General features: G+C 51.7%; 19 protein-coding genes. 13 read left to right on the top strand and 6 right to left on the bottom strand.

The genetic code is table 11. The features are described 5' to 3' along the window. The first annotated feature begins 3 nt into the window (after window positions 1–3). Window positions 4–1854, top strand: a complete 1851-nt coding sequence (locus Q0721_RS08340; protein ID WP_299028170.1) for a 2-oxoacid:acceptor oxidoreductase subunit alpha — start codon at window positions 4–6, stop codon at window positions 1852–1854. Further along, window positions 1851–2906, top strand: coding sequence for a 2-oxoacid:ferredoxin oxidoreductase subunit beta (locus tag Q0721_RS08335; protein ID WP_299028167.1), 1056 nt, complete (start codon window positions 1851–1853; stop codon window positions 2904–2906). The genes Q0721_RS08340 and Q0721_RS08335 overlap by 4 nt, the downstream gene beginning before the upstream one ends. Before the next feature lie 49 nt (window positions 2907–2955). On the opposite strand, the gene Q0721_RS08330 is transcribed toward Q0721_RS08335, so the two are convergent. From Q0721_RS08330 to Q0721_RS08320, 3 genes are read right to left on the bottom strand one after another with little or no spacing between them, the layout of a single operon-like run. After that, complete coding sequence (locus Q0721_RS08330; RefSeq protein WP_299028164.1) at window positions 2956–3810, bottom strand: sulfurtransferase; 855 nt, start codon at window positions 3808–3810, stop codon at window positions 2956–2958. 10 nt (window positions 3811–3820) lie between these two features. Then, the gene (locus Q0721_RS08325) at window positions 3821–4468 is read right to left on the bottom strand and encodes a nitroreductase family protein (RefSeq protein WP_299028161.1); all 648 of its coding nucleotides are present in this window, start codon (window positions 4466–4468) and stop codon (window positions 3821–3823) included. A 21-nt stretch (window positions 4469–4489) separates the two neighbouring features. Next, the gene (locus Q0721_RS08320) at window positions 4490–5491 is read right to left on the bottom strand and encodes a P1 family peptidase (protein WP_299028158.1); all 1002 of its coding nucleotides are present in this window, start codon (window positions 5489–5491) and stop codon (window positions 4490–4492) included. A 101-nt stretch (window positions 5492–5592) separates the two neighbouring features. Here Q0721_RS08320 and zwf point away from each other — a divergent pair, with 101 nt between their 5' ends. Together zwf and Q0721_RS08310 are read left to right on the top strand one after the other, a co-directional pair. Further along, window positions 5593–7092 carry a glucose-6-phosphate dehydrogenase gene (zwf, locus tag Q0721_RS08315; protein WP_299028155.1) on the top strand — a complete coding sequence of 500 codons (1500 nt, stop codon included), beginning with the start codon at window positions 5593–5595 and terminating at the stop codon, window positions 7090–7092. 215 nt (window positions 7093–7307) lie between these two features. Continuing rightward, complete coding sequence (locus tag Q0721_RS08310) at window positions 7308–7937, top strand: SH3 domain-containing protein (protein ID WP_299028152.1); 630 nt, start codon at window positions 7308–7310, stop codon at window positions 7935–7937. A gap of 24 nt (window positions 7938–7961) precedes the next feature. On the opposite strand, the gene Q0721_RS08305 is transcribed toward Q0721_RS08310, so the two are convergent. From Q0721_RS08305 to Q0721_RS08295, 3 genes are read right to left on the bottom strand one after another with little or no spacing between them, the layout of a single operon-like run. Then, window positions 7962–8624, bottom strand: a complete 663-nt coding sequence (locus Q0721_RS08305; RefSeq protein ID WP_299028149.1) for an alpha/beta fold hydrolase — start codon at window positions 8622–8624, stop codon at window positions 7962–7964. Continuing rightward, window positions 8611–8832, bottom strand: a complete 222-nt coding sequence (locus Q0721_RS08300) for a hypothetical protein (protein ID WP_299028146.1) — start codon at window positions 8830–8832, stop codon at window positions 8611–8613. Before Q0721_RS08300 ends, Q0721_RS08305 begins: the two co-directional genes overlap by 14 nt. A 9-nt stretch (window positions 8833–8841) precedes the next feature. Then, window positions 8842–9759 carry a patatin-like phospholipase family protein gene (locus tag Q0721_RS08295; protein WP_299028143.1) on the bottom strand — a complete coding sequence of 306 codons (918 nt, stop codon included), beginning with the start codon at window positions 9757–9759 and terminating at the stop codon, window positions 8842–8844. Window positions 9760–9917: 158 nt separating this feature from the next. Between Q0721_RS08295 and Q0721_RS08290 the strand changes: the two genes are divergently transcribed. From Q0721_RS08290 to pgeF, 9 genes are all read left to right on the top strand, one after another. Continuing rightward, a complete protein-coding gene (locus Q0721_RS08290; RefSeq protein WP_299028140.1) occupies window positions 9918–11183 on the top strand; it encodes an MFS transporter in 1266 nt (421 codons plus the stop codon). A gap of 18 nt (window positions 11184–11201) precedes the next feature. Continuing rightward, window positions 11202–11660 carry an SsrA-binding protein SmpB gene (smpB, locus tag Q0721_RS08285; RefSeq protein ID WP_299028137.1) on the top strand — a complete coding sequence of 153 codons (459 nt, stop codon included), beginning with the start codon at window positions 11202–11204 and terminating at the stop codon, window positions 11658–11660. A 3-nt stretch (window positions 11661–11663) separates the two neighbouring features. Continuing rightward, entirely contained in the window at window positions 11664–12392 is a 729-nt protein-coding gene (locus Q0721_RS08280; protein ID WP_299028134.1) for a phosphatidate cytidylyltransferase, read from the top strand. Window positions 12393–12400: 8 nt separating this feature from the next. Continuing rightward, window positions 12401–13933 (top strand): histidine ammonia-lyase, encoded by a 1533-nt coding sequence (hutH, locus tag Q0721_RS08275; protein WP_299028131.1) that lies wholly within the window; start codon window positions 12401–12403, stop codon window positions 13931–13933. 74 nt (window positions 13934–14007) lie between these two features. Continuing rightward, on the top strand, window positions 14008–15123 hold the full coding sequence (locus Q0721_RS08270) for a L,D-transpeptidase (RefSeq protein WP_299028129.1): 1116 nt from the start codon (window positions 14008–14010) through the stop codon (window positions 15121–15123). 38 nt (window positions 15124–15161) lie between these two features. Further along, a complete protein-coding gene (locus tag Q0721_RS08265; RefSeq protein WP_299028126.1) occupies window positions 15162–15881 on the top strand; it encodes a cytochrome c biogenesis protein CcdA in 720 nt (239 codons plus the stop codon). Then, a complete protein-coding gene (locus tag Q0721_RS08260; protein ID WP_299028123.1) occupies window positions 15878–16414 on the top strand; it encodes a TlpA disulfide reductase family protein in 537 nt (178 codons plus the stop codon). The genes Q0721_RS08265 and Q0721_RS08260 overlap by 4 nt, the downstream gene beginning before the upstream one ends. Further along, window positions 16411–17424, top strand: coding sequence for a DUF2085 domain-containing protein (locus Q0721_RS08255; RefSeq protein ID WP_299028120.1), 1014 nt, complete (start codon window positions 16411–16413; stop codon window positions 17422–17424). The genes Q0721_RS08260 and Q0721_RS08255 overlap by 4 nt, the downstream gene beginning before the upstream one ends. A gap of 26 nt (window positions 17425–17450) precedes the next feature. Next, window positions 17451–18236: a peptidoglycan editing factor PgeF gene (pgeF, locus tag Q0721_RS08250; RefSeq protein ID WP_299028117.1), complete on the top strand. Its 786-nt coding sequence runs from the start codon at window positions 17451–17453 to the stop codon at window positions 18234–18236. Window positions 18237–18238: the final 2 nt, after the last annotated feature.

Raw genomic sequence — 18238 nt, 5'->3', positions numbered from 1 at the left:
CCTATGATAACTCCACAGATTTCCTCTCCCTTGAAAGAGCAAGAAGCGCGTTCGCCTATTATTAATGACTTTTGCATCACGGTGGCCACAGTGAATGGGTCGGGTAGCGCTACGTCGAATGGTATTCTGCTGCGAGCTCTTTTCACGATGGGAATTCCCGTTTCTGGGAAAAATATCTTCCCTTCCAATATTCAGGGGTTGCCAACTTGGTACTCCATCCGTCTCAGCCGTAAGGGTTACTTAGGCAGGATTGAGACGGATGACATTATAGTTGCGATGAACCCCGCCACGTTTTTACAAGATTTGAATTATCTAGTACCTGGCGGGGTTCTTTTTTACGATGACAGCATCAAGGTAAACATTCCACGTGAAGACATAGTGACCTACCCAATGCCAGTTAAGCAGATAGTTCGCCAAGCAGATGTGCCAGCGAATCTGCGAGATTATGTGGCCAACATGGTTTACGTGGGGGTAGTGGCCCAAATGCTGAACATTGATTTGCAAGCCGTTCAGCGGGCACTTGCTGTGCATTTCAAGGGTAAACAGAAAGCCATTGATTCCAACTGGGCAATCATCAAAGCCGCGGCAGACTGGGCGGCAGCCAACCTTGAGAAACGCGATCCATATCGTGTGGAGCCTATGCCAGCACCGGCTAATCGCATCTTAATTGATGGGAATACAGCTGGTGCACTGGGGGCTGTTTATGGTGGGTTTCAGCTTGCAGCGTGGTATCCGATTACTCCGGCCTCATCGTTTGCCGAGGCACTCGGGGAGTACGCTCCCGAGTTGCGCAAGGACCCCATCACTGGTAAACACACTTTTGCGATTATTCAGGCTGAGGATGAACTGGCGGCGGCAGGGATGGCCATTGGGGCGGGTTGGGCTGGTTTACGCGCCATGGCGTCAACCTCAGGGCCTGGTTTTAGTCTAATGGCAGAGTATCTCGGTCTCGCATATTTTGCTGAGGTACCAGTTGTGATCTGGGACATTCAACGCGTGGGCCCAAGCACAGGCTTGCCCACCCGGACGGCGCAGGGAGACCTGACCTTTGCATATTTCCTTGGTCACGGGGATACCCAATATGTCATTCTGCTGCCGGGTAATGTCAACGAGTGCTTTGAGATGGGGTGGCGTGCTTTTGATATTGCAGAACGATTGCAGACCCCGGTTCTAGTACTCTCGGACCTTGATCTGGGTATGAACATGCATATTGGTGAGCCTTTTGAGTATCCCGATACCCCTATGGATCGTGGCAAAGTGTTGTGGGAAGAGGATCTTGAGCGTTTCCTGGCCGAGCATCAGGGGCAATGGGGACGGTACCTTGATGTGGATGGGGATGGAATCCCCTATCGCACACTACCGGGAAACACCCACCCGCGAAGCGCTTATTTTGCGCGAGGTACCGGCCATGACGAATTTGCACGTTATAGCGAAGAACCCGAAATCTGGGAACGCAATCTGAAACGAATTGCACGTAAGATGGAAAACGCGCGCACTCTGGTCCCCAAACCGGTGCTTCAAACGCATCCCGGGGCTCAGATTGGGATTATCGCCTATGGGTCAACCGATCCTGCTATTCAGGAAGCCCGCGATCTCCTGCTGGAGAAGGGTATGGCGATAGATTTCCTGCGGTTGCGCGCATTGCCGTTTACGGAAGAGGTTGCAGAGTTTCTGCGTGGTCATGCACACGTTTACGTTGTAGAACTCAATCGCGATGGCCAAATGCACCAGTTGCTGACCATGGCTTATCCGGAATATGCCACTCGTTTGCGTTCGGTGGCACATGTGGATGGACTACCATTAACGGCACGTTGGGTTGTGGAGCGAATTGCGGCAATGGAGGGCTTAAGATGATGATTACCCAAGAGACTTCTTCGCCAAGAGTGCAGGCCAACCGCGTTGGTTTAACGCGTTCGGATTATCGGGGCTTGCCCAGTACGTTGTGTCAAGGGTGTGGACACAATGCCATTGCCAATCAAATTATCAGCGCTATGTATGAGCTAGATGTTGTACCGGAGAAGGTGGTTAAGTTTAGTGGCATTGGCTGCTCTAGTAAAAGTCCCACCTACTTCCTCAGCCGTTCTTTTGGGTTTAATGGTTTGCATGGGCGTATGCCCTCATTGGCTCTTGGGGCGCTCTTCGCCGATATGAGTCTGAAAGGGATTGGGGTTAGTGGAGATGGCGATACGGCTAGCATTGGAATGGGGCAGTTTAAGCATTTGGTGCGTCGCAATCTTCCGATGATGTATATTGTGGAGAACAATGGTGTTTATGGATTGACCAAGGGACAGTTTTCTGCCACAGCCGAAAAGGGCTTAAGCCTCAAGCGCCAGGGTATCAATCCTTATATGCCGATTGATATCTGCCTGGAAGCCCTGGTTGCTAATGCGACCTTTGTAGCTCGTTCGTTTGCTGGGGACCCCAAGCAAGTTAAGGAAATACTCAAGGCGGCTTTCAGCCATCGTGGCATTGCGGTAATTGACATTATCAGTCCCTGTGTGACCTTTCACAACCAGGAGAACTCGCTTCACTCCTACGCCTGGGGTAAGGATCATGAAATGCCTCTGCATGACATCACGTTCGTGCCGCCACGCGAAGAGATTTACATCGAAGACTTTGAAGAAGGAACGGTGCGTGAGGTTGAACTTCATGATGGCTCAGTGATTATGTTGAAGAAACTGGATCACGATTATGATCCTACCAATCTTTTTGAAGCGCTTCGGGTGCTCGAGGAGGCTAAGCAAAATAACTGGCTGATCACCGGGATCATTTACGTAAACCCGCAGGCCCCAACAATTTTCGATGCCTATGATCTCCCTGCTGAGCCGCTTAACCGGCTGACAGAAGACCGTTTGCGTCCACCGCGTGAGTCGTTAGAACATCTCAATCAAATCTTTGGTGCTTAGACTGATCCGTTAGCCCGTTTAGAAAAAAAGCCCCGGCACTTGCCGGGGCTTATTCATTTCCAGTGGCAATAGGATGCGATGAATCGCGGATCCATTCGCTCCAAGATCCCACGTATAGGCGAGCACCCCTGAGCCCCGCGATTTCCATCGCTAACAAATGATGACAGGAAGTTACTCCAGAACCACAGTATACAACCACATTCTCAGGTGGGGTGCCCTGGAGCAAGGCGATAAATTCCTCCCGAAGTTGCTCGGGGGATTTAAATGTGCCATCTGGATTGAGATTGTTTTGATGGAAGCGATTAACAGCACCTGGAATGTGACCAGCAATGGGGTCAATGGGCTCAACATCTCCCCGATAGCGTTCAGGGGCACGGGCATCAATCAAAAGAAAGCGTGGATGTTTAAGGTGCTGCTCAATTTCTGCGGTAGTGGCCACTGCATCAAAATTCGGTTGGGCGTTAAATTCTGCGACCGGAGAATTGTTGTGGATGCCGCTTTCAATAGGATAACCCAGGCGTACCCAATGATCAAAGCCACCATCTAGCACAGCCACGACTTCATGGCCGTAGAGTCGTAGCATCCACCACAAACGAGCTGCAAAGGCTCCCCCTACCGTATCGTACACCACTACTTGTTTGGTTGGATCAATGCCCCATTTTTGCAACCGTTCTAGAAATTCTGCAGGAGTAGGCAGGGGGTGACGCCCAGTTTGGGGTGTGCGAGGAGCAGAGAGATCGCAATCCAGATCTGCGTAGACTGCACCAGGGATATGGCCCTCTTGATAAGAGCGGAAACCCCAATCGGGCTGTATCAGATCAAACCGACAATCTACAATCACCCAATCGGAACGGTGGAGGTGAAGGCTCAACTCATGGGGGGAGATAAGCGTGGTATAGGCCATCTGATTACTCCTAGGGTGCGGGGGGAGTAGGAGAGTCGCGAAGTGACGAGGGAGCCATTTCTGATTGTGGGAGGGGTTGCTCCCATATTCCAAGAAAGGCGATGGACGAAAGAGGTAAACGCAGGCGTGGAGAGCGTTCTTTTTCCAAAATGTCCTCAGAAATCCCCTCTAGGTTCTTGGCAGGATAGCCAATAGCCAGCATAATCACCGGGGTATATCCAGAGGGAATGTTAAACATGCGGCACGCTTTCTCTGCGTCGAAGCCGCCCATGGGACGCACATTTAGCCCTAATGCAATGGCTTGTAGAATAAGGTTTTCATTCGCCGTGCCAAGATCATGGAATGCTTTGGGGTTGTGACGCCCGTCAGGGCGGATTTCTTCGGCCACAGCCAGGATGAGCACAGGAGCGCAATTAGCCCATTTCTGGTTGCCCGGGGTCAGGCATTCGCGAGCCTTTTGTAGGGCTTCGGGATTGCGTTCATCAAATATAAGATAGCGCCAAGGTTGCAAGTTGTTACTCGAAGGAGCGGAACGGGCGGCTTCCAGTAGGAGTTGGATTTTCCACGGCTCTACAGGGCGCTGAGGTTCCATCAATCGAGATGAGCGCCGTTGGGCGATCAAAGGATGAAGATCGGGATGAGGTTGAAGAGTTTCCATGCGCTTACCCTCGTCGTGTATTTACCAAGTGGCTGCTGTGGGTAATCCTGCTACTGGTTCAGCGTAGCGAACTGCATTCAAAATGGCTTCTGCCATGACCTGCGCAGCGAAGGCTCCGACGATGTTCACATCTGCATTTCGCTCACCTGTGGCAAGTGCAAAAACAGTATCCCCATCCAACATGGTATGAGCGGGTCGAATTGTTTGGGCCAGGCCGTCTTGAGCCATTTGGGCAACGCGAGTAATTTGCTCCTTGTTTAGCCGCGCGTTCGTGGCTACAACACCGATGACCGTATTTTGGCGGGTGGCGAAACGCAAGACTGAACGTCCGACTAGGCTGCGCATCACGTACATTGTGTTGGCAAATCTTTCGGTTTCGCCAATACGTTTAGGCCCCATTTGCAGCGGACGTACACCGGCTATAATCTGCCCGTTTTGAGGGTCCACCACATCTCCTAAGGCATTGACTGCCACGAGAGCACCAACAACCACCCCATTACCGATCTTGATGCTGGCGGTTCCCAGCCCGGACTTCATAGCCTGCTTGATCCCTAGAATCTTACCCACTGTCGCTCCCATGCCTGCGCCCACGTTACCTTGCGCGGTATTAGGAGAGGTGGCATTCAGACAGGCTTGATATCCCATGGTAGCATCCGGGCGAATTCTAGGATCCCCGATATCTAGGTCAAAAAGAATAGCAGCAGGAACTATAGGAACATGAGCAACCCCAACATAGAAGCCGATCTTACGCTCTTCGAGAAAGCGCATGACCCCACTTGCAGCATCCAGGCCAAATGCCGAACCTCCAGCCAGAACGATGGCGTGAACTTTTTCAACCAGATGAACAGGGTGCAAGAGATCTGTTTCGCGCGTGCCAGGTGCGCCTCCGCGTTGATCTATGCCCGCAACAGCTCCTTGGGGGCATAGGACAACCGTACAGCCGGTTAGGGCCTCTGCATGGTGAGCATGACCCACCAGAATGCCAGGGACATCAGTAATGGAGTGGTGAAATTTACCCGTCATTGTCGTTCTTTGCACTATAATTTGGGGTTATAACTCACAATCCATTATAACAGTCCAGAAACCATCCTGAGTAACAAAGTAACCTTGTTTGGAGGTACAACATGAGACCGGTGCGAAGCGAGGAGACAGGTAATGGAGTTATTGCCTTTGTCATCTTCGGTGTGACGGGTGACCTCACCCGGCGGAAATTGATCCCTGCACTTTACGAGTTAGCGATTAGTGGGCGTTTGCCTCAGCCCTTATACATCCTTGGGTTTGCTCGACGGGATTGGAGCGATGAGGTCTTACGCGAGACCCTGCGCCAAGCCGTTCTGGAACACGCCCGCACTAAACCCATTAGCATGCCAACTTTGGAGCGCTTGTTGGCAAATGCTTATTATATTCGCTCGGCTTTTGAGGATTTGGAGGGTTACCAGCGCCTGGCAACGATGCTCAAGTCTTTACGTGTGGAACACGTGCTGTACTATCTGGCGACCCCTCCTGAAGAGTATGTGACTATTGTGCAACGCATTGGGGAAGTGCGTCTAAATAAGCGAGGAAATGGCTGGACGCGAATCGTGATCGAAAAACCCTATGGCAACAATCTAGAGTCGGCCCAGGCTCTAGAGGCTGAAGTACATAGTGTTTTTTCGGAGAAACAGGTGTATCGTATTGATCATTATCTTGGCAAGGAAACCGTCCAGAACATTCTGGTTCTGCGTTTTGCCAATGCTATCTTTGAGCCTTTGTGGAACCACAAGTATGTGGATCACGTGCAAATCACCGTTGCTGAAACTGATGGCATCGGCACGCGAGCCGGTTACTACGACCGCGCGGGCGTCATCCGAGACATGTTTCAGAATCATCTGCTTCAGTTGCTGGCCTTAACTGCCATGGAAGCCCCCTGGGCATTCAATGCAGATGCGGTTCGCGATGAGAAAGTTAAAGTATTGAAAGCTTTGCGTCCATTGCGTGGCAGAGAAGCCTTGGCGAACACGTTTCGGGCTCAGTACGTTTCAGGTTTCATTGAGGGACAGCGCGTTCCTGGGTACAAGGATGAGCCAGGAGTTCCGGCCGATTCGGTTACTGAAACTTTTCTAGCGGTGCGTCTCTTTGTGGACAATTGGCGCTGGGCAGGCGTGCCTTTTTATCTACGTTCGGGCAAGCGCTTGCCGGTGCGCTGTACCGAAGTTGTCATCCAATTTCGCCAAATGCCCCTTTCACTTTTTAACTGGCATAATGTGGCAGGAGAAGCCCCCAATGCACTGGTTTTGCGTTTGCAGCCCAATGAGGGAATTGCGCTTGAATTCGGCGCTAAGGCACCGGGGCCAGTTAACCAGATCACACCGGTTAAACTGGAGTTTAGTTACCAGGAAACTTTCGGTGTGCAACCGCCTGAGGCGTATGAGCGGCTTCTCTTGGATGCCTTGTTAGGGGATGCCACATTGTTTACTCGATCGGATGAGGTGCTTGCACAATGGTCATTCACGTCAGAAATTCTAAAAGCGTGGCAGGAATATCCGGTGCGCAATCTGCCCGTCTATGAGTCAGGGACATGGGGACCGCCCGGGGCGGATGATTTCATCCGACAGGATGGCCGCGCTTGGCGCAATCTGGTCTAGAGATAAGGGTTCCAGATCTATAATTTTTACACGATAAGACCTTTGGGTGCGCTTTGCAAACTCATGTCTACTGAAGTTTTTTAAGTTGAATCGCGCTTTCAGTATATTGGCAAGGGCTTCTGGAATAATTGGCCTTTAGCTCGCGCGTTAACCCAGGGCGAATTGATTATAATCGGGAGCAGATCATTTCAGTCACGATTTTAGAGAGGAACATAATGGTTTTGAAACGTTTCTGGGTGTTAGTAACCCTGTTGGTAATGACAGGTCTCTTGCTGGTAGTTCAACCTCTCTTTTCGGATTCAACCGCACGGGCTCAAATCCCCACGGTGGATATTCCCACAGTGACTAGCACTCCCAGCGGTCCTATGGTCACGGTCAAGGCTGGATTGGGTGAGGACTTTGTCAATGTACGGTCGGGGCCGGGTGGTGTTTACCCGCGAATAGGCATCTTGCTTCTAGGGCAAAAAGTACCGGCTAAAGGGCGCTCTCCCGGAGGGGAATGGATTATGATTGAATATCCGGGGGTACCGGGTGGTGTGGGCTGGGTTTATGCAGCCCGTGTGGATGTGACTCCTGGAGCCGAACTGCCCATTGTGGAACCTCCCCCTACTGTAACACCCCAAACTACTCCTACCATTGATCCTACGTTCGCGGCGCAGTTTGTTTTTACTCCTCAGCCGACGCGTTTACCGACCTTTACGCCGGCTCCCTCGCTGGTAGTTCCCACTTTTGCCGATGCAGGGGCCTCCGGTGGGGCTGCCGGGGTACCAATGGGACTGGTGATCATTGTTCTGCTCTCAGTAGGAATCTTGGTTGGGGTCTTTGCCTTCCTGCAAGGGCGCTAGGGCAAAAGTGGTCAGGCTGTTGAGCTATTGGGGGCTCAGAAACTCCAGCATTGCATGCAGGCATTTGGCACTGACGCGGTGCCCCACATTATCTAGGCAAGAGTTGACGGTAGCCCCGGTTAATTTGAGCCCTTCAATGCATTCCCAGGCTCGTTCAATCGGCACAATTTCGTCATGATAACCGTGAGCCAGAAACCACGCCTTTCCCGAAAGGGAACCGGGGCGTAGCGCTTTTGTTCCTCCTCGGGGTAAAAAGCCTGAGAGCACTATCAACCGATTGACACGCTCGGGAAACAAAATGGCATAGGTTAGCGCCATAGCTGCACCTTGACTGAAGCCCATGAGGTCCACAGGAACCGTGGGCAGGGAAAAATGTGCCAACCAGTTGTCCATTTCTTCTTTTAGCCTCATTGCGGATTGGGCGAATGTTTCCCAGGGCGCGGGGCGCTCGGGAGTAGGTGGAACCCAAGCGTATCCATCTGGTTCGGCAGGATAAGGAGCCCGCGGGACTAGAATCCAGCGGTTAGAGGGCATGCGACGGATGAAGATATCCATGGAATGTTCATTACCGGTCCACCCGTGTAGGGCCACGAGGGGAGGTGCTTGTGGGTCTTCAGAGGTGGGGCGAATGACAGTTATGGGACGATTATCAAAGACAAATGTCTGGGCGTTTTCAAGAGCGACCATGTTTGACAATCCAATCCCAGAGAGCCAAAGTGAGAAGGATTAACCCAACCGGCAATAAAGCGCTTAATAAGCACAGCAAACCAAAACCCGCTGCAGGTAACCCATACTGCCAAGCAATCAGCCCTAGACCAATCACAAAGAGAATGATCAGGCTGCCAAGGATCAATCGGAAGGTGGTTTGGCGGGCGTATTGGCGCAGGTCACGCATGGGGGCGTATCACTCTTCCAAGGGGTGAATGTTCTCAGGGGGCGGCGGGCTTTGAAAGCGGCGCAGCAAACCTTGCGGCCATGAGAAGGTGTGGTGGATGCTTTCCAGAGCCTGCTCAACCGCTTGTTCGCCAGCCTCAATGAGAACTTGAGGGTTTACTTTGTCCAGAATGCCATATTGATTAACTTCAGGGCGCAGAATGACATCAGGCTTCTCAACCTGCATGCGCAGTTCTGCCAGCATACGTGAGGTGATATCAATGGCCTGAATATAAATCCGAAATGCCTGGCTGATGCGCAGGTTGGAGATCTGACTCAGAAGCGGGGGAAGAATGGGAGGTGCAGGAACAGGGTTGAAATCGGGTAATTCCTGCCATTTTTCTGGAACAGGAGAAAGGCAAACGGCAATAACAGGCAGCTTAGGAGCCAACCAGCGAGCTACCGCAACAGGTACAGGGTCAAGCACACCACCATCAACCAGTTCGGCTTGACCGATCTTTTGGGAAGGGAAAATACCCGGAATAGCAATTGTAGCTAGAACGGCATCCATTACGGATCCCCGGCTCAATACGTATTCCTGCTTGGTGTGGAGATCTACTGCGGTGCAGGCAAAGGGGATTAGTAGGCGATCGAAGGTCAGACCGGCTAAAAATTGCTCTAGAAAAGGCACAACCTGCCCGAAACCCAGAAGAGATGGGCCATCTTGGGGGCGTCGGGCAAAATAGTTGATGCGATTGAGTGCCTCGAGTGTTTCAGAAAGTTGAGACACGGAGTAGCCTGCCGCATATAAAGCACCTACGACGCCCCCCGCACTAGTGCCGGCAATTGCTTTGATCTTGATCCCTTCTTTTTCAAGACGTTGGATAACTCCTAGATGGGCGATCCCCTTTACTCCACCGCCCCCTAAAGCCAATGCGACTTCTGTCATGCTTGCTCCTCCCAGTGTTGTAGAAGGGTTTCTCCTATACTAGTCTGATTATAATCCGAGTATCAAAGGCCTTGGGAAAGAGAAATTAGAACCAATGATAAGGAAAATGCAGATAACGATTAGAATAGAGGGGTTGATTCTGATAGACAGGTAATTCAATGGCGATTCGATCACTCTTTTCTCGGTGGTTTGCACCCGGGGCACTACCTTCAGAAAACCGCCATAACTTTATCCATTTGGTGGCCGACATTGCTTGGTATGGTGCGCTAAATGGGAGTTCCCTCTCATTTCTCACCATCTACGCCGCTCGGGCTGGGGCTACGCCAGAACAGATTGGTTGGATCAATGCGGCCCCTGCCCTCATGACGTTGCTTTTTTCTTTGCCTACAGGCGCACTGCTGGAGAAACGCCCAGTGCATTCAATGCTCATTCGCACGGCAATCTTGCACCGCCTGTTTTTCCTGGCACTTGCGTTGTTGCCTTTATGGGGACCGACGTCTATCCAGGTGAAGGTGTTGATTGTAGCCATTTTTCTTTTTTACATCCCTGGCGCGGCGCTTTCGGTGAGTTTTAACGCCCTATTTGCAGAGGTGGTACCCGCGGATTGGCGTGCTTGGGTTACTGGAATGCGCAATGCAGCGTTTGCTGTAGCCACTATTCTTACCTCCCTTCTGTGCGGCTACATTTTGAACGCAATGCCATTCCCAACCGGTTACGTGGGCGTATTCCTGATCGGGTTCATTGGCGCGGCGATGAGCACCGTACACTTGTATCTGATCCGCCCTCCTCTAAGAGAATATATGCCTGAAAGAGCCTCCCAATCTTTAGCAACTGCTCTATTGGGGATCATTTCAGACTACCGTCGGGTTTTCCACTTTGAACTCTTGTCCTCACCCTTTGGATACGTACTGTTAATCATGCTAGGATTTCACTTGACTCAGTATCTTCCTGTTCCCCTCTTCCCGGTTTACACCGTCAATGTATTGGGTATTTCTGATCAATACATTAGTTGGGGAAATGCTCTCTTTTTCTTGGCGGTATTCATGGGCTCGACGCAGTTGGTACGCATCACTCGTCGGCTGGGTAATCGTAATGCCACTGGTCTGGGATTGGTTTTGCTTAGCGCCTTTCCGGCTTTGTTGAGCGTTGCGCATTCTCCAGCGATTTATTTACTGGCCAATTTGCTGGGAGGAACGGCCTGGTCTCTGGCAGGAGGGGCTTTGTTCAACTATCTACTCGAGCAGGTACCTGAGGATGCACGTGGGCCATCTTTGGCCTGGTTCAATGTGGTGGCAAACGCTGGTGTTCTTCTGGGATCGCTGATGGGCCCTTTGATTGGGCAGTGGTTAGGCTTGTCGTTAGCGCTTTTCATCCTGGCTGGGGCGCGCTTTCTGATGGGGTGGATCATTATTCGTTGGGGTTAGATGTGTTAAAATGCAGATATGAGCATCAAAGTTGTGGCAACCAACCGCAAGGCAAAGTTTGAATATTTTTTGCTAGACCGCTATGAGGCCGGTATCGCTCTGCAAGGCAGTGAAATAAAATCAGTACGGGCTGGGCAGGTCAGCTTAACAGATTCCTACGTTCAGGTGGATGGGCGCGAAGCGTGGTTGGTGAATGCCCATATTGCCCCTTATGACAAAGCCAGTCGTTTTAATCACGATCCCAAACGGCCACGGCGCTTGCTTTTACATCGTCGCGAGATTCTGGAACTTTGGAACGCAGTGCGTCAAAAGGGGGTTACGATTGTGCCGGTCCAGATGTATTTGAAAAACGGGCTGGCAAAAGTAGAGATTGCAATTGCCAAAGGCAAAAAGTTATATGACAAGCGCCACGAGATTGCCAAGCGAGATGAAGAGCGTGAGATATCCCGTGAGGAAAGCCGCCGTTACCGATTTTAACCTGTGCTTTTATCCTTAGTCATGTTGCCCAGCAATTCCCTGGCTTTCCTGGTAACATTGGGACTGGCATGGGCGTGGCTACGCCTAAATGATTGGGTGGCCGCCCGTGGATGGATTAGTGGTCAACTGAGCCGAAAAATCATTCATATCGGCACCGGACCAATCTTCGTATTGTGTTGGTTGTTGTTCCAGGATACACCTTCGGCTCGCTTTTGGGCAGCTTTGGTTCCATTGGGTATAACCTTGCAATTTTTGCTAATTGGGTTGGGAGTCATCAGGGACGAGCCTGCGGTAGCGGCTATGACACGTCATGGGCAGGCACGCGAGATATTGCGTGGTCCGCTTTTTTATGGGGTTGTGTTTGTCCTTCTCACGCTTTTGTATTGGTACGATTCGCCAATTGGTTTGGCTGCTCTGATGTTACTGTGTGGGGGAGATGGGTTGGCCGATGTGCTGGGTAGGCGTATTCCAAGTCCTGCATTGCCTTGGTCAAAGACAAAGACTGTAGTTGGCTCGCTGGCTATGCTACTGGGGGGATGGGGCATGGCTGCGCTGGTGTTGGGAATCTTTATCCTGATGGGCGTGATCAAGGCCCCGCTTTCTACATTAATGGGCCCGCTTTTTGCAGTGGCTGCTTTGGCGGCTCTGGTAGAGTCGCTACCCTTGCCCGATCTCGATAATCTTACTGTGCCTGCTGTAGCCATCTTGGCAGGCCATTTTCTACTGAGCTGAGGTTCTGCATGCTCGAAATTGATGGACATCATCTAAGCATTGCCGATATTGTCGCTGTGGCCCGCTATAAGGAACCAGTTTCTCTGTCTGCAGAAGGGGTGGAGTCGATCCGACGGTCTCGTCAATGGTTGGAACGTATTCTACAAGATGACCGACCGGTCTATGGGATCAACACGGGATTCGGAATCTTTGCAGAACGTCGCATTAAGGCTGAGGCTAGAGATCGTCTTAGCCGCAACTTGATTCTTAGTCACGCAGTGGCTACCGGCTCGCCGCTTCCGGAGGATGTTGTGCGTGCGGCAATGTTGATTCGGGCCAATACCCTCACTCGGGGACACTCTGGGGTGCGTGTTGAGGTAGTCCAGACATTGCTGGATATGCTCAACCGCGGTGTAACGCCCATTGTCCCGGAGCAGGGCTCGCTAGGTTCCTCAGGTGATTTAGCCCTGCTCTCTCATTTAGCCCTGGTTTTTTCCACTGATGCTGAAGATCGCCGCGAAGACTCGGGTTGGGCCTCTTATAAGGGGCAAATCATGCAAGGCAAAGATGCCATGCAAGCGGCGGGTATTGAGCGCCTGATTTTAGGGGCCAAAGAGGGATTGGCCATCAACAACGGAGCTACTTTTTCTGCTGCTATTGCAGCGCTGGCCATCCATGATACTGAGATTCTCTTGCGCACGGCAGAGGTTGCTTTGGCAATGACCCTGGAAGCCATTATGGGGTGCATTGAAGCGTTTGATGCTCGCATTCAGGCGGCGCGGGGACATCCTGGCCAGGCGCGAGTCGCTGAGCATGTACGCGGGCTGACTCAGGGCTCTACCCTTCTAGGGCGTGCTCAGCGCGTTCAAGATGCCTACTCGCTGCGGTGCGCCCCCCAGGTGCAAGGAGCAGCATGGGATACCCTTGCGTTTGTTATTCAAGTTATTGAGCGAGAAATTAATGCCGCAACGGATAACCCTCTCTTATTTGAGGATGGGGTGGTTTTATCGGGAGGAAATTTTCATGGCGAACCTATCGGCATGGCGATGGACTTTCTGGGCATTGCGGTGGCAGAAGTGGCTGCCATTGCGGAACGCCGCATCTTTCGTCTCACCGACGGCAAACTTAACGGTGGACTTCCACCAATGTTGGTGGACTATCCGGATGCAGCAGGGTTAAATTCGGGGTTGATGATGCCCCAATATACGGCTGCCTCATTAGTGCTCGAAAATCAAACTCTGGCGCATCCCGATAGTGTGCATTCACTTCCTACCTCTGGCGAACAAGAGGACCACAACGCTAATGCAATGACGGCGGCTCGCCATGCTCGGCAGATTGTTCTCAACACAGCACATGTGATCGCGATCGAGCTCTATACGGCCGGCCGGGCGCTTGACTTGCGACTACGTCAATATCCGGAAGCCCGTTTGGGCCGAGGCACCTATGAGGCTTACAGGCTCTTGCGCGAACGTGTGCCTTATCAAGCTGGAGATGCTTGGTGGGGTCCTGAGATTGAAACGGTGCGGGCGATGGTCCAGGAAGGACGTTTTGCGCAAATTTAGTCCAATTTCATCCCGATTTCTAATCCGTCCTTAATCCCGAGGATTTGACAAAACCCCCAGGCCAGGGTATCTTTATGGGCATGAATTTCTGGTACCGCCCAATCACACGACGGGAGTTTTTGAAACTGGGGTTTTTATCCCTAGGGGCTGTCGCCTTGCGGCCATGGGTGGAGTGGAAGCAACTGGCGGATAATTGGCCGGATGCAGAGCGTCTGGGCCGAATTTGTGTGGGCAAGGTGGATATACGTGCTCGCCCGTCGGTAGATAGCCCCTCTGTGGGGATCCTATACGAGGACGCTGTGGTGGTATGGTTGCGTGAAGTAGTGGGTGAAGTGCCAGCGGGACGGCAGAGCCGCCGATGGGTAGAGACACCGGATGGCTATATCTATGCTCCAAGTGTTCAACCAGTACGCAATCTACCGAATGAACCGGTCAAAGATTTGCCAGTTACCAGTCTTGGCAAGGGGATGTGGGTTGAGGTCACCGTACCGCATGTGCAGATATTTCTTGAGAACCGAAGCCCCATCTCCCCTTGGCTCAAGTATGTTGTGGAACATGGTTTAATCCCACGTCTATACTATAGTCAGATCTTGTGGGTGGACGGTATTACCACCAATTCGCAAGGGCAGGTACTTTATCGCATTAATGAGCGGTACGGACCGGGGGATATTTTTTGGGCAGCAGCGGAGGCCTTCCGCCCTCTGACACCTGAGGAAATAGCACCCATTAGTCCGGAGGTTGAGGATAAGCGCGTAGTCGTGGATGTTACTCCTACACGTCAAATGCTCTATTGTTATGAGGGTAAGACCGAGGTTTACGCCTGCCAGATTTCTTCGGGTGCAAAGTGGGATGCAGCGGGTAACCTGGTGGAAAAATGGGGGACGCCGATTGGACCGCATCCAATCTGGCGCAAAGCCATTTCTATTCATATGAGCGGTGGACAAACGGGCACCGGTTATGATTTACCGGGGGTTGCCTGGACGACGCTCTTTACTGGCGAAGGGGTGGCTATTCATTCGACGTTCTGGCATAACGACTTTGGTACTCCGCGTTCGCACGGATGTGTCAATTGCGCCCCAGAGGATGCAAAATTTATCTTTCGCTGGACCCGCCCCATTGTTCCCTATGACCCGGGAGATGTCACGGTAAGCATGCCGGGCGGAACGATAGTTCAGGTCGTTGAGGCATAGGGTTTATCATTCATGCGTGTTGTTTTGAGGAGGCTCATGTGGCAAATGTCAGTGCGGGCTTGGCGTTTTTAGCAGGATTGGCTTCGTTTCTCTCGCCGTGTGTGTTTGGGTTGATCCCAGCGTACGTGGGGTACTTAAGCGGTCGGTCTATTGCTCGTTTGCAGCAAGAAGGTATTCCCAATCGTCTGGAGACGTTTCTCCACGGCGTAGCATTTGTGTTGGGGTTCAGCCTGGTTTTTCTCACATTAGGTTTGGCCCTTTCAGCAGTAGGCAGTCTTTTGTATGATTTGCGGATCTGGATTGCGCGTCTTGGTGGCATTATTGTGGTGCTTCTGGGATTGCACATGACCGGGTTGCTGCGTATCCAATGGTTGGAATATGATCTGCGCCCGCGTACAGAACTGGATCGGCGGCGGAGCTTGCTTTCCTCGGCTCTTCTGGGAGTTTCTTTCTCAGCCGGGTGGTCACCCTGCATTGGGCCCGTGTTGGGCATGATCCTTACCTTGGCGATAAACCAGGGTTCAATTTCTAATGGGTTGTTTTTACTGGGAATGTATTCACTGGGTTTGGCTATTCCATTTCTTGCCGCGGCACTGGGCATTGGGTGGGTAGTTACCCTCTTGCGTCGTTATCGTAAGGTAATGCATTATGCGGAGATCGCTATGGGTGTGATTATGATAGGGGTAGGGATTCTGCTTTTCCTGGGCATTTTTAACCAGCTGGCTCAATTTGGTTTCTTCGTGGATTTAGGCCTGTGAAGCGAGTCTTGTATTACCCCTTGGTTATGATTGCAGGAGTAGCCCTTCTTCTGGGCTTGCTATTGGGAGTTCGTATTCTTTTGGGTTCTGCAGTGTCCCCTTCGGTTGGGGTCGAAGTGGGGCACCCCATTCCGGATTTTAGGTTAGTTGCATTAGACGGTCAGATAAAAAGCAAAGCCGATTTTGAAGGTCATCCATTGGTGTTGAATTTCTGGGCTTCCTGGTGCGCTCCGTGTCGTGATGAGATGCCTTTATTACAGCGCCTTTACGAGACCCACGTGGATGAGATTAACGTTGTGGGTATCAACTATGCCGAGGCGCGTTCTAGAGTGTTGGACTTTGTCCAGAGTCTTGGTATTTCCTTTCCCATTTTGTTGGACGAGGATGGAAAGGTTAATGATCTTTACCAGGTGCCGGGCTATCCACTAACCCTATTTGTCAATCAGAATGGGGTGCTTATTGCCTATCATTTAGGGCAATTGACGCCAGAAATGCTCTCGGATTATTTAAGGGTGTTAGGAGTTGTGCCGTGATCATTGTGACGGTGTATCGTTCTGCCAACTGTGCCTTGTGTGACGAGGTCATGAACTATTTGCGGGAGTTACAACCTATTTATGATCTTCAGATCGCCGTTGTCGATATTGAGGGAAATGGTCCTTCACCTATGGGGGAGGAAACCCTTCCGATTGTGGAGGTAGGACCTTACCGTTTGCACCCTCCTTTTTCACGCCAAACTCTCGAGGTTGCATTAGGCGCAGCGCGTGATCGGCAGGCGCAAATGCAGCGTGTAGACCAAACGGCATACCAGAGCCAGATTTACAAGCAAGAGCATTGGAGTGCTGCTGATGCACTTTCTTTGTGGCTGAGTCGTCATTATCTGGCTTTGTTTAATCTTTTCTTGCTTCTCTACGTTGGTCTACCCTTTCTGGCTCCATTATCCTTGCGAGCCGGCTGGACAGGCCTGGCTAACGCTATTTATAAGGTATATAGCCCATTGTGTCATCAATTGGCCTTTCGTTCCTGGTTTCTCTTCGGTTTGCAACCCTATTACCCACGCGAGGTGGCCCATCTGGATGGCGTTGCCCCTTTTGAGGCAGTGACGGGACTCAGCGGTCTGGATCTGGCGCGCGCACGCGCGCTCACCGGTGGCGAGGCTATCGGATATGGTGCGGGGGCACTAGGTTTTAAGGTTGCGCTTTGTCAGCGGGATGTAGCCATTTATGGGGCCATGCTGGCATTTGGCTTGGTTTTCGCGCTTACGGGTCGGCGTTGGAAATCTCTTCCCTGGTACCTATGGGGAGCGGTAGGCTTAGTCCCCATAGCGCTTGATGGAGTTTCTCAGTTGCCGGGTTTGATTCCTTTTCTCTCCCAGTGGGTATGGGTGCGTGAGAGTACGCCATTATTACGCACAGTCACGGGTGTGTTGTTTGGTTGGACAACAATGTGGTACCTTTATCCTATTATTGAAGAAAACATGCGAGAGACACGGATTAGCCTGCAACGTAAGTGGGCAATTGTTAGCCAAATAAGACAGCGTCGATAAGTTTCGGATTTAGGTGAGTAGTCGTAATGGGATTTGTGCAGCAGAATGGGTTGGTCTTCTATCAATTTGATCTTTTTCCAACCGAGGCCGTGGTACATGGTGTGTTTACGCGCTTGGGAGGGGTCAGTCCAGTCCCTTGGGACAGTCTTAATTTGGGGGGAAACCTGGGTGATCTACGGGAGAACGTTATCGAAAATCGCCGTCGTATCTTTGAGACGGTTAATCGCGAGGTAGAGACGATCTTCGATGTCTGGCAGGTTCATAGTGACATTGTGATCAGTACTGATCGCCCGCGTCCACTGGATGCACCTCACACGAAGGCAGATGCCATCCTGACCAATTGTCCTGAAGTGACTTTGTTCATGCGTTTTGCTGACTGTGTGCCAATCTTACTCTATGATCCTAACCGCAGGGTTGTGGGGTTGGTACATGCTGGATGGAAGGGCACGGTGCTGGCTATTGTCCGTAAAACTATTACGGCAATGCAAGAGGAATACGGTTGCCGACCGGAAGATATTCAGGCTGCCATAGGTCCCTCCATCGGCCCAGATCACTATGGGGTTGGGCCTGAAGTAGTACAATTGGTTGAGCGTGCTTTTGGAGAGCAAAGCAGCGAGGTCCTCATCCAGCGAGACGGGCGTACCCATTTCAATTTATGGGAGGCCAACCGCTTGTGGCTAAATCAGGCAGGTGTGACTCAGGTGGAGGTAGCCGGTTTATGCACGGCATGCGACTTAAAGCACTGGTATTCCCATCGGGGTGAAGCCGGGCGGACTGGGCGCTTCGGTGCCCTTATAGCATTGCGGTCCTGAAA

The sequence above is a fragment of the uncultured Thermanaerothrix sp. genome (genome assembly GCF_938028735.1).
Classification (GTDB): Bacteria; Chloroflexota; Anaerolineae; order Anaerolineales; family Anaerolineaceae; genus Thermanaerothrix.
Note: the sequence above shows the minus strand (reverse complement) of the source record. Positions and strands in the feature narration are given on the sequence as shown.